The sequence below is a fragment of the Parabacteroides faecis genome (assembly GCF_014647375.1).
Taxonomy (GTDB): Bacteria; Bacteroidota; Bacteroidia; order Bacteroidales; family Tannerellaceae; genus Parabacteroides; species Parabacteroides faecis.
In genome coordinates this window covers 373,301-386,453 of record NZ_BMPB01000005.1, presented here as the reverse complement: position 1 = coordinate 386,453, position 13,153 = coordinate 373,301, and the positions used below count along the sequence as shown (strand labels likewise).

Genomic DNA, 13,153 nt, shown 5'->3' with positions numbered 1-13,153 from the left:
TGATAGTCAACAGATGACAGATGACAGATGACAGCCAGGACACATTTACGCATCCTCTAACTGTCAACTATCACTTGTCAACTGTCAACTTTTAAAGTGAGTGATTGATTGTTCTTGAAATGACATCCAACTGCTGTTCGCGTGTCAGTTTCACGAAGTTCACGGCATAACCGGAAACACGGATGGTCAGCTGCGGATATTTTTCAGGATGGTCCATAGCATCCAACAGTAATTCCTTATCGAAAACGTTCACGTTCAGATGTTGACCGCCATCAGGAGTAAAGTAACCATCCAGCAAGCCTACCATATTGGCTATCTGAATATCACGTTCTTTACCTAAAGTAGACGGAGAAACGGCAAATGTATAAGAGATACCGTCATGTGCATGCTGGAACGGCAACTTGGCAACAGAAGCCAGTGCGGCAATCGCCCCCTTGGTATCGCGTCCGTTCATCGGATTGGCACCCGGAGCAAACGGCGTACCGCCTTCACGTCCGTCAGGCGTAGCACCTGTCTTCTTTCCATATACGACATTAGAAGTAATGGTCAGGATAGACTGTGTCGGAGTAGCGTTACGGTATGTCTGGTGCTGACGCAGATATTCCATGAACATTTCAGTAATATCCACAGCAATACTGTCCGTACGGTCATCGTTGTTTCCGAAAGGAACATAATCGCCTTCGCGCTCAAAACCGACAGCCAGTCCGCGTTCATCACGGATCACCTTCACCTTCGTATCGCGGATAGCCGCCAATGAGTCGGCCACGATAGAAAGACCGGCAATACCTGTCGCACGGATACGTTCCACATGACCGTCGTGCAAGCCCATCTCGAATGCTTCGTAAGCATACTTATCATGCATATAATGGATGATCTTCAGAGCATTGACATATACCTTTGCCAGCCAGCGCATCATCTGTTCGTATTTCTCCATTACTTCGTTATAATCGAGGTATTCGCTGGTGATCGGCTCGAACTTCGGAGCTACCTGCGCACCTGAACGTTCGTCACGTCCGCCATTGATCGCATACAGCAAACATTTAGCCAGGTTGGCACGTGCACCGAAATATTGCATCTGCTTACCGATCTTCATCGGAGATACACAGCAGGCAATACCATAATCGTCGCCATAATCCGGACGCATCAGATCGTCGTTCTCATACTGGATAGCGGAAGTATCGATAGAAACCTTTGCACAGAAACGTTTCCAGTTTTCAGGAGCATTATTGAACCACAGCACTGTCAGGTTAGGTTCCGGAGCCGGGCCAAGGTTATATAATGTATGCAGATAACGGTAAGATGTCTTTGTCACCAGAGAACGGCCGTCGACACCTTGTCCGCCTAAAGATTCAGTCACCCACACAGGATCGCCGGAGAACAGATCGTTATATTCCGGAGTACGCAGGAAGCGGACAATACGCAGTTTGATGATGAACTGGTCGATCAACTCCTGTGCTTCTTCTTCCGTCAATTTGCCCTCACGGATATCTTTTTCAAGATAAATATCGAGGAAAGTAGAAGTACGTCCCAACGACATAGCCGCACCATCCTGGTCTTTTACAGCAGCCAGGTAAGCCAGATAGACAAACTGAACGGCTTCGCGTGCATTCTTAGCCGGCTGTGTCACATCGAAACCGTAACTTGCACACATCTTTTCGAAAGCCTTCAAGGCCTTGATCTGTTCGGATATCTCCTCACGGCTCTGGATAATCTCTTCCGTCAGTTCCTGAATATCGAGTCGTTTCAGATAGTTCTTCTTCTCTGTGATCAGGATTTCAGTACCATACAATGCTACACGACGGTAGTCACCGATGATACGTCCGCGTCCGTAAGCATCCGGCAGACCGGTGATGATAGCGGAGCGACGTGCTGCAATCATTTCATCCGTATAAGCTGAGAATACGCCTTCGTTATGCGTCTTTCTGTATTTCGTGAAGATTTCTTTTGTCATCGGGTCCAGCTCATAGCCATAAGCAGTCAAGCTGTTTTCTACCATGCGGACACCGCATTTCGGGAAAATACCGCGTTTCAGCGGAGCGTCTGTCTGCAAACCGACAATGACCTCATTTTCCTTGTCGATATACCCGGGACCGTACGTATCTATCCCCTGCGGTAATTTAGTTTCAGCATCGTAAACACCTTTCTCCCTTTCTACCTTAAACATTTCGGTCAGTTTATCCCAAACCTTTTTCGTCTTATCCGAGGAACCCTTCAGGAAAGAATCATCCCCTTCATAAGGTTTATAATTGTTCTGGATAAAATCCCTTACATTAATCTCTCTTTTCCAAATTTCGCCTTTGAACTGCGCCCAGTTCTCGTTTTCAAACTTCATACCTATCTTTGTTTACTTCGGTTTTAATTTCGATACAAAGGTACAGCTTTTATATGGGACAAGAAACTGGTCATATATACTTGATATGCAGGAAACGGTCAAAATGCCTACAAATAGTTACAAAAAAGGACTGAGAATAATAGTATATAGCCTCTTTTAGGTATCACAGGGGATAGATTATAAATAATAACAAAAAAATAAAAAAGGGACCATCCTTCACAGGGGAGCCCCTTTTTTATGTCGGAAACAACCAATAAAAACTTTCCGACATACGTTTAATCATCTTATATGCTTACATAATTAGCAAAAAGGTTTTGATATAGCGATTATACTAATAGTGTTACTTTTTACATTTGCAAAGATAGAGGCGGCTAGGAAAGTACACAATACCTATAATAGAGTAAAAAGGGAGGTGTCTGTTACCTACTTTGTGTTATATTAAGCAAATTGCTTTCTGTACTAAAGAAAAAACGAAAAAATAAAAAGAGCCATTCTTCACAGGATGGCTCATCTTTTATATGAAAGGGACAACCAATAAAAAAACTCCCTTCCACTTGGGTATTTTACCTTAAATAATAGGTGTACATAAAAATCAACAAATCGGGGTTTTGGTCAGGACGATTATACTAATAGTAAAACTTAATTGATGGTGCAAATATACGGGCACTACCCTAAGGCCACAATACCTATATATATGTAAAATGGACTCATTTCTAACTATTAGTAGGGATTACAGGACAAAAAATCACCAGCGCAGCTATTCTGCCAGCAGGTTCTCTCCCGTAACATATACCACTGACCTGCCCGCCCCTCGGCGACGGAGAAATGACAAAGTTAGTGAATAAACACTACAAATACCTACAAATAGGTAAGCCCTGTCAATTTTTACCTACTATATGCGATTGCGCATACTTCCCAACCACTCTAATTTTGCCAAAAATTTAAAAAGGCAATGAGAAAATTAACAAACCTGTTGGCTATCACTCTACTTAGTTCTTATGCAACAGCCTATGCACAAAGCAACGAAGAGCCAACAGCTGTAGAAAAGTCGGCAGAAATTTATGCCAACGGTTATGATAAATTTAGATTTGGCGGTTATGGGGAAATCCTTGCGAATTTTATGGATTATGGTATCAACCGCTTTTACGGGGGGAATAATGGAAATGCAAAAACAAACAGAAACTCAATATCCATCCCTCGTTTCGTTGTAGCTTTCGACTATAAATTTAATCCTAAATGGATATTAGGAGCAGAAATTGAATTCGAAGCAGGTGGTACAGGTACTGCCTATGAACTTGAAAATACAGAAAACGGAGAATACGAAACAGAAGTCGAAAAAGGTGGCGAAGTTGCACTGGAACAGTTTCATATCACACGGTTAATCCATCCCGCATTTAATGTCCGGGTAGGACATATTATCGTTCCGGTTGGTTTGACTAACGCCCATCATGAACCTATCAATTTCTTCGGCACATCACGTCCGGAAGGGGAAACAATGCTTATCCCCTCCACATGGCATGAAAACGGTATCGAAGTGTTCGGTACATTTGGTAGGGATTATACTCGCTTCAGTTATGAAGCGTTGGTTGTTGCCGGATTAAACGCCTGCGGATTCTCGCGCGACGAATGGGTTGCTGGAGGCAAACAGGGTATTTTCGAAACAGACAATTTCACCTCTCCTGCTTATGTAGGCCGTTTAAATTATGAAGGTGTTCCCGGATTAAGAGTAGGCGCTTCCTTCTATTATTGTAATAATGTGGGTGCGAACTCCGACAAACCCCAGACATTCGCCAGCATCGGAAAAAGTCCGCTACGCATTTATACGGCAGACCTTCAATATAAAAACAAATATGTAACCGCCCGCGGAAACATGATTTACGGCAGTTTAAGCAATGCCGAAGCCCTTTCCGGCAAAATCGGTTCACAAAGTAATACGTCTCCTTACAGCCGCCTTACTCCGGTTGCCAAAAACGCAGTCAGCTATGGTGGCGAAGTAGGTGTCAACCTTCGTTCCGTCTTCAAAGACAACAAGAAAGTACCTGTAATCTATCCGTTTGCACGTTTCGAATATTACAATCCGCAAGAAAAGGGTGAAGGCAGACAGACCATGGACCCGCGCACCAAAGTCAGCATGTGGACAGCCGGTTTAAACTGGTATGCACTTCCTAACCTGGTTGTCAAAGCAGATTATTCGACACGCAAAATCGGCGGAGGAAAATATAACAGTGAAAACGAGTTCAGCCTGGCCGTTGCCTACGTAGGCTGGTTTCTGAGTAAATAAGAAGAAAGAATATAAACCTATTTAATAACAAAAGAAAATGAAAAAGAAATTTTTATCATTTGCAACACTTATGTTAGGGATAGCATTGACTTTCAGTGCTTGTTCTGACGATGACAACAACGGACCGGATACAGAAACTCCGGCAGACCTTGACTATTCTGCAGAGAATGCAGGTGCATGGGGTAACTACATGTATAACGTTGCCAGCCTGTTGAAAAACGACGCTGCCAACTTATACAAATATTGGAATGAAGACTACAAAGGTACAGGCCCTTATGCTGAAGCTTTCAAGAAACATAACATCGGAGGCGAAACAAGCATCAAGACGGCACTGAACGGTATCGAACAAATCTTCGACAAATGTGCCGAAATCGCCAACGAAGTAGGTAGTGCCAAAATCGGTGACCCGCTCGACAAATACAATTCAGGAGACAAAGAAGGTGCACTTTATGCCGTAGAATCGTGGTATAGCTGGCACTCACGCGACGACTATACCAACAACATCTGGTCAATCCGTAACTCTTACTACGGAACAGTTTCAAGCAACGACACCAACGACCAGAACGACATTCAGACAAGCTCCATCTACAAATTGGTTGAAGCAATGGATGCCGATATGAACAAGCAATTGGACGATGCTATCCATGCAGCAGCCGACGCTATCCAAAATATCCCACAGCCTTTCCGTAACAACATCAACAGCGATGAAGCGTTAGCCGCTCAAGAGGCTTGTCTTTCATTGGAAAACACGCTGAAAGAAGTAAAAGCAGCCGTACGTGCCGCCTATGAAAACACACCGAACGACAGCAAGTTGGAAGCCATCCTGGTTCAATATACCGACTATGTTGTATTGCCTACCTACAAATCATTGATGGAAAAGAACGCAGCTCTGTTTGAAGCAGTTAAACAGTTCAGAAATAGCCCGAGCGACAGCAATTTCGAGGCAGCCAGCGAAGCATGGCTTGTGGCCCGCGAACCGTGGGAAAAGAGCGAGGGATTCCTGTTTGGTCCGGTTGACACAGAAAATCTTGACCCGAATATGGACAGCTGGCCTTTGGACCAGAACATGATTGTAAGTGTCCTGCAATCCGGAAACTTCGACCAAATCGAATGGGACGAAGACGATGACAGCGCAGATGTAGAAGCCGCACAAAATGTACGTGGTTATCACACGCTGGAATACCTGTTGTTCAAAGACGGAAAACCGCGTAAAGTAAACAACTAATAAAGAGCCAGGTGAAACTTTTTCACCATTGCTATAATGCCTTGAAGTAGCCTGGTTATGCGACCAGGCTACTCCAAGGCTTTGGAATGTTTGATGATGGATTTCAAAACAATAAGATCTGATCAAAAATAAAGAAAAATCAATATGAAATTTCGATATCTGTTTTTTCCTCTGTTGTTCCTCGTTCCACTCTGTTCCTGCGACAAAGAAGGAATAGATATGGATGATGTGGAAGTTCCTAACAATTATGCACTCTCTGCCGGGACTTCGACCATCTTCCTCAACTCATCCGTAGCGTACGACACAGAAGCAGACTGGGTTTCCGGCAAATATTCAACCCGGTTTAACAACGGAGATAGATTGTATGACGACGTACGTACTAGTAGTAATGGCACAGGCGGCGGCCTCGGCCCCGTGTATGCAGGCTATTCCTGCGGTAGCTGCCATCGTAATGCCGGACGAACCAAACCTACATTATGGAGCGAAGGAGGCTCCGGAAGCTACGGATTTTCCTCTATGCTAGTTTATATCGCCAAAAGAAACGGGGCACAATTCAGAAACTACGGCCGAGTATTGCACGACCAGGCCATATATGGTGTAAAGCCGGAAGGAAAACTTTCCGTTCAATATACTTACGAAACGTTCTCGTTTCCTGATGGCGAAACATACGAGTTATGCAAACCTGAATATTCGATTTCAGAATGGTATGCCGACAGTATCGCTCCGAAAGATTTGTTCTGTACTGTACGTATTCCTTTACGCCATGTCGGCATGGGGCAGATGATGGCACTCGACCCGACAGAGATCGAAGCCCTTGCCGCCAAAAGTAATTATCCTGAATATGGCATCAGCGGTCGTTGCAACTACATTTCCGAACGAGGTGTCATGCGTCTGGGTCTGTCCGGCAATAAGGCGCAACATGCCGACTTGACCATCGAATTGGGTTTCTCCAGCGATATGGGTGTAACCAACAGCCGTTATCCGGAAGAAATCTGCGAAGGACAGATACAAATGGATCAGGGCAGCATGATGGGCCTTTCGTATGACCAGTTAGACGTTTCAACGGAAGAGATGGAAAATGTAGACCTTTATCTGCATGCCCTGGGCGTACCGGCCCGAAGAAATGTCAACAATCCGCAGGTAATCAAAGGAGAACAAAAATTCTACGAAGCCAAATGTCACCTATGCCACGTAACGACTCTGCACACCAAGACACGTGGTGCTACTTTACTGAATGGGACACAATTACCTTGGCTGGGAGGACAAACCATCCATCCATATTCAGACTTCCTATTACACGATATGGGGTCTGAAATTATGGGAGTTGGCTTGAACGACAACTATGTCAGCGGTCTGGCACGCGGCAATGAATGGCGTACCACTCCTTTATGGGGAATCGGCCTTCAAGAGACAGTCAACGGACATACCTACTATCTGCATGACGGACGTGCCCGCAATCTGGTTGAAGCCATCATGTGGCACGGAGGTGAAGGAGAGGCTTCCAAGAATTTATTCAAGAAAATGAGCAAAGAAGATCGCGATGCGTTAATCACATTTATCAATTCATTATAATTAGCAAGACAACAAAGATGAAACAACTAATAACTACAATCATTGCATTACTGTTCTTACCATTAACAGTACTGGCCCAGCACGAAGAAGATACGGAAAACGGGGTGGTATCTTTGTCCGGCAAAGAAGGCTTCACTATCGGCACTAAAAAAGGCGATTTTGTTTTTAAACCTTATATGCTCGTTCAAACCAGTGCAAATATCAATTATTACGATGATGAAGGTTTGGATCCTGCTTATAATCAAGACAATATTGCAAATTCCGGTTTTTCCATCCCATACGCCATTCTCGGTTTTACAGGAAAAGCGTTCAATATGGTTACATTCAACCTGTCTATCAATGCAGCCTCAAGCGGAGGTGGTATTCTGCAACAGGCTTGGTTTGACGTAAAACTCAAAGAAAGTTTTGCCATACGCGTAGGTAAGTTCAAAACACCGTTCGCGCATGCTTATCTGACAACATTAGGAGAGACACTGATGCCTACTCTTCCTGTTTCACTGACAGCACCTGTCATTCTGCCCTATTCACTGAATGCCGTAACTCCCAATATCGGCACAGGCTTTGACCTGGGTGTAGAAGTTCACGGATTAATCAAAGAAAAATTCGGCTATGAAGTGGGTATATTTAATGGTACAGGTAGCTCCGTAAACGTGGCTTCAAAAACATTCAGCGATGATTGGCATATCCCTTCTTTATTATATGCCGGACGTATTACTTACATGCCAAAAGGTGTTATGCCGTCCAATCAAGGAAATCCCAATCGTCTGAAAGAAGATAAAATATTATTCGGCCTATCAACGTCTTTAAATGTAGAAAGCGAAAATGAAAGTACAAACGATTACCGTGCCGGTGCTGAATTTGCCATGTTGAAAAACCGTCTTTATCTGGGAGCGGAGCTCTATTATATGAACGTTGGTTTCACCAAACGACAGAAAATAGATGAAAGTTATAACTATCTGGGCGGATATGTACAAGGCGGTTATTTTGTAACCAATCGCCTGCAAGCGACGGCCCGCTACGATTTCTTTAACCGCAACGGAGTAGACACAAACGGTTTCCTGAATATGCCCGCAGTCGGATTCAACTATTTCTTTACTGGATGTAATCTGAAATTGCAGGCAATGTATCAGTTCATCGGACGTACGGGACATGACACACAGCTTGATCGTGATAACGATGATCTAGGGTTAGCTATGCATTCAGGAACAGTTTTGCTTCAATATACATTCTAATTGTCACACCATGAATAGAAAGTTTTTTTCATTCATAATCAATGCGCTACTATTCTCTTGTCTTTTCGCTTCCTGCGATGACGGCAAAATTTACGACGAGGGCAGACACGTAGAGATAGAGGGAGGCATAGCCAGGGTTACAGCTACTATCCAGGGCGTTCAAACCTGGCCCAGCGATTATACGATTGTTGTCGCCGGATTTAAAAAGGATGATGAATATGCAGCGGTTGCCAAAACAGTGACAACCGCAGACGATGGCTCGATGGACCTTATTTTAAAAGGTATTTCAAATGAGGTCAGCCAGATAGAAGTTTGTGTTATCAATAAACTGAGAAAGCGTATTGTCAGTTTCTATCAAACGGATTTTACGGATTCATCCGATACGCTAAAGCTGGATATAGGTACGGTCAATGCGAGTTTATTCAATGGTATACAAAAAAGCATTTTTGATGCTAGCTGTACCGGCTGTCATGGGGCCGGGGCCAGTGCTGCAGATGGTCTATATCTGACTGAAGGAAAAAGTTACAGTGCTTTGGTCAATGTAAAAGCGAACTCTTCGAATGAAGGGAAAATGCTTGTAAAGCCTGGTGATGCAGATAACAGCTTCATCATGGATGTACTGACAGAAGGGGCGAGCAACCATTATCATAATGATTTGTTATCCGGTTCACCCGAAAAGATTTCTCTTTTGAAGAGTTGGATCGAAGGGGGAGCCCAAGAATAAATTTATAATTATGGCATTCAAAACAAAAATATACGAACAAGACTTCATTCACGCTCAAATTTGTTCTTTTGAAGGCAAGGGAGGGGTGACGGAATATCATATACTATTTTCCGTTACCAACCCTTCGCTGCCTTTTACCAAACAATTGGATAAATTAGAAAAAGCATACGAAACAGTAACAAAAGAAGAAGCCGGTAAAGCCGTAGCCGTATTCCGGCGGTATTTCCTGAGCGATGCGGCAAATCAAACGGAACTGCTGATGGAACGGGAATGTGAAAACCCGTTCTGTGCATTATCGATCGTACAACAAGCTCCGCTAAACGGTACTAAAATAGCCTTATGGGGTTATTTACAAACCGATATGACTACGGAGACTTACAATTCCGGTATGTTTGAGGCTTCTCATAATAAGTATCGCCATCTGTGGACCGGCGGTGCATACAACAAAGCTGCCACATCCGAATATCAGACACGTCTGTTACTGAACGATTATGTACTGCAACTGACCGAACAACATTGTACGCTGGCAGCCGACTGTATCCGGACCTGGTTTTTCGTACAAAATGTAGATGTAAACTACGCCGGTGTCGTAAAAGCCCGCAAAGAGGTTTTCATCACACAGAATCTGACGGAGAAAACGCACTACATAACCAGTACCGGGATAGAAGGACGCCATGCCGATCCGGAGGTATTGGTACAAATGGATGCCTATACGGTAGACGGCCTGCAACCGGAACAGATACAGTTCCTCTACGCCCCTACCCATTTGAACCCGACGTATGAATACGGTGTCACCTTTGAACGGGGCACAGCCGTTTCGTACGGTGACAGGAAACAGATATTCTTGTCGGGAACAGCCAGTATCGATAACCGAGGGGAGATCGTCCATCCCGGAGATATTTTGAAACAGACTGAACGGATGATGGAGAATATCAGCGTCCTGCTGCAGGAGGCCGGAGCTTCCGTTGCCGATATCATGCAGGCTATCGTCTATCTTCGCGACCCGGCAGATTACGAGGAAGTGAACCTCTATATCCGCACCCATCACCCGGATATGCCCCACCTGATCGTACTGGCACCAGTATGCCGCCCGGGATGGCTGATCGAAACGGAATGTATTGCCGTTATTCCGGCAGACTTTCCACAATACCCCTGTTTATAAATAAAACACCATAAATACAACAACATGTATAAACAAGGAAAATACAAAGAGACAGATAAAATGAGCGACTTGATTTGCGAGAACTATCCCATGGTTCTCGTAATGAGCCGCTTCGGTATCGACCTGGGATTCGGGGAGAAAAACATCGGGGATGTATGTCGGCAAAACGAAGTGGATTGCTGCACGTTCCTTACCGTTGTTAATTTCCTTTCGGAAGAAAATTCAGGTACGATCAACGAGATCAACAATTGCCTTTCCCTACGGTCGCTGATCACTTATCTGCATAATGCGCACGATTATTTCCTGAACTTTCGGTTGCCGCACATCCGCCGTAAACTGACGGAAGCGATCACCGGATGCCCGGGAGATATCGCCTTCGCCATCACTAAATTTTTCGACGACTATGTCTACGAGGTCCATAAACATATGTCGTATGAAGAAAAGATCGTCTTCCCTTATGTACGCAACCTGCAGGACGGAGTGAAAGATTCCAAATACAATATCAGTATCTTTCGCAAGCGGCACGACCAGATAGAGATGAAGATCGTCGAACTCAAGAATATCCTGCTCAAATACTATCCCGGACCCGACAATTATCTGCTGAACAGTGTCCTGTTCGATATCTTTGCCACCGAACAGGATCTGGCTTCTCATAACCGGGTAGAAGATTTCCTCTTCGTTCCCGCTGTACTAGCAATTGAAAAAACAATCAAATGACCGTTGCTTTATGAGCACTAACTTTAAAATAGCTGTTGCAGAGCCATCTTCCATTATTCGCTGCGGGCTGATCACCATCCTGAAACGGCTGCCCGGACTGCATATCCAGTTGACGGAAATCGCTACCGCAGAATGTCTGGTGGAAAGTCTACGCATGCACCGGCCGGAAGTACTGATCATTAACCCTTCACTTCCCGGCTATTTCGGAATACAGCACCTGAAAGAAGAATGTGGCTGCCCCGAAATGAAATGTATCGCGATTGCCTGCATGGCTACCGACCACGCCATGTTTCGCCCTTATGACGACCTGATCAATATTTATGACAGCCCCGATGAACTGAAACATAAGCTGGAGCGGCTGAATGCGGAAGAAGTCACTCCCGAACCCGAAGAGGAAGAACAACAGACTCTCAGCGCCCGGGAAAAAGAGATCGTCGTCTGTGTCGTAAAGGGTATGACCAACCGGGAAATAGCCGACCGTTTGTACCTTTCCACCCATACCGTGATCACCCACCGCCGGAACATCGCCAGAAAGCTACAGGTGCATAGTGCCAGCGGTCTGACCGTATATGCCATCGTAAACAAACTGGTCGAACTGAATGATATCAAAAAGACCTGACAAGTCAGTTTTATTTTCTTTTCACATTCCAAAATTTGGCTTCAGACTGATATACTGTATCTTTGGGAAAGAAACAATAATAGATATCAGCTACCATGGAGTTAACAACAAAACAATACGATAAAACAGAGGTACAGATCACTTCATTCGAAACCAAAAAGGGAATTACGGAATATCATGTCATCTTCCAGCAAACAGATTATATGGAAGATTATCCCACCCAGTTACAGAACCTACAGCAGGCATATAAACAATGTGTCGAAGAACTTCCGGGAAATCCGACTGCCGTATTCCGCCGCTACTTCCTGAGTGACGTAACCAACCAGACTGCTTTGTTAATGGAAAAGGACCGTTCCAACCCGTATTGTGCTTTATCCATCGTACAGCAGGCTCCCATGAACGGGACAAAGATAGCTCTCTGGGTGTGGCTCCAGACCGGAGTTCAGACACAAGTACTCCCCAGCAATCTGTTCGAAGCACGTCACGGCAATTACCGCCAATTGTTCGGTGCCAACCTCTGCAACCGTGCTGCCAATTCGGAATATCAGACACGGCTTATCTTCCGCGATTATATCATGCAACTGACAGCTGCCAACTGCACACTGGCCAATAACTGTATACGCACCTGGATATTCGTACAGAATGTCGACGTGAACTATCCGGGGGTAGTCAAAGCCCGCAAGGAGGTTTTCGCCACGCAGAACCTGACAGAAAACACCCATTTCATAGCCAGTACCGGTATCGAAGGCCGTTATCAGGATACAAATGTGTTCGTTACCATGGATACGTACGCTGTTTCGGGTATCGGACGGGAACAGATCCAATATCTGTATGCTCCCGACCATCTGAGCCGGACTTATGAATACGGAGTAACCTTTGAAAGAGGTGTTGCCATCACATACGGTGACCGCCGTCATGTTTTCGTATCCGGTACGGCGAGTATCGACAGATATGGCGAGATCGTTCATCCGGGCGATGTGATCAGGCAATCGGAGCGTATGATCGAAAATATCACCGCCCTCCTCAACGAAGCCGGTGCCGACCTGAACGATATCATGCAAGCCATCGTCTATATACGCGATACCGGCGACTTCGCCCGTGTGCAACAGTATATGGAAACCCAACATCCGAATATGCCTTACCTCATCGTCCGGGCTCCGGTATGCCGCCCGGGTTGGTTGGTCGAAATCGAATGTATTGCCGTCATAGCCGTAGATGAACCGGAATATGCTCCGTTATAATCGATTATTATGCTTACATTTGTAGCAACACTTTAAAACAAAAGCCTT

Annotated in this window: 10 protein-coding genes; 9 read left to right on the top strand and 1 reads right to left on the bottom strand. The window is 44.9% G+C overall.

Annotated features, from left to right (window positions below):
* Positions 1-91 precede the first annotated feature (91 nt).
* Positions 92-2,332 (bottom strand): formate C-acetyltransferase, encoded by a 2,241-nt coding sequence (gene pflB, locus IEY67_RS09080; protein ID WP_122376175.1) that lies wholly within the window; start codon positions 2,330-2,332, stop codon positions 92-94.
* Positions 2,333-3,284: 952 nt separating this feature from the next.
* Here pflB and IEY67_RS09075 point away from each other — a divergent pair.
* The 9 genes from IEY67_RS09075 (at position 3,285) to IEY67_RS09035 (ending at position 13,105) form a co-directional block, all read left to right on the top strand.
* Entirely contained in the window at positions 3,285-4,613 is a 1,329-nt protein-coding gene (locus IEY67_RS09075) for a hypothetical protein (RefSeq protein WP_122376176.1), read from the top strand.
* A gap of 37 nt (positions 4,614-4,650) precedes the next feature.
* Complete coding sequence (locus tag IEY67_RS09070; protein ID WP_122376177.1) at positions 4,651-5,838, top strand: imelysin family protein; 1,188 nt, start codon at positions 4,651-4,653, stop codon at positions 5,836-5,838.
* Between the two features lie 144 nt (positions 5,839-5,982).
* Positions 5,983-7,410: a di-heme oxidoredictase family protein gene (locus tag IEY67_RS09065; RefSeq protein WP_221267795.1), complete on the top strand. Its 1,428-nt coding sequence runs from the start codon at positions 5,983-5,985 to the stop codon at positions 7,408-7,410.
* A 17-nt stretch (positions 7,411-7,427) separates the two neighbouring features.
* Complete coding sequence (locus IEY67_RS09060; RefSeq protein WP_122376179.1) at positions 7,428-8,642, top strand: porin; 1,215 nt, start codon at positions 7,428-7,430, stop codon at positions 8,640-8,642.
* A gap of 10 nt (positions 8,643-8,652) precedes the next feature.
* Positions 8,653-9,366, top strand: coding sequence for a hypothetical protein (locus IEY67_RS09055; RefSeq protein ID WP_183671173.1), 714 nt, complete (start codon positions 8,653-8,655; stop codon positions 9,364-9,366).
* Between the two features lie 10 nt (positions 9,367-9,376).
* Positions 9,377-10,528, top strand: a complete 1,152-nt coding sequence (locus IEY67_RS09050; RefSeq protein ID WP_183671174.1) for a Rid family hydrolase — start codon at positions 9,377-9,379, stop codon at positions 10,526-10,528.
* A 24-nt stretch (positions 10,529-10,552) separates the two neighbouring features.
* The gene (locus IEY67_RS09045) at positions 10,553-11,245 is read left to right on the top strand and encodes a hemerythrin domain-containing protein (RefSeq protein ID WP_122355915.1); all 693 of its coding nucleotides are present in this window, start codon (positions 10,553-10,555) and stop codon (positions 11,243-11,245) included.
* A 10-nt stretch (positions 11,246-11,255) separates the two neighbouring features.
* Entirely contained in the window at positions 11,256-11,864 is a 609-nt protein-coding gene (locus IEY67_RS09040) for a response regulator transcription factor (RefSeq protein WP_122355917.1), read from the top strand.
* Positions 11,865-11,959: 95 nt separating this feature from the next.
* Positions 11,960-13,105 (top strand): Rid family hydrolase, encoded by a 1,146-nt coding sequence (locus IEY67_RS09035; protein WP_183671175.1) that lies wholly within the window; start codon positions 11,960-11,962, stop codon positions 13,103-13,105.
* The last annotated feature ends 48 nt before the right edge of the window (positions 13,106-13,153 follow it).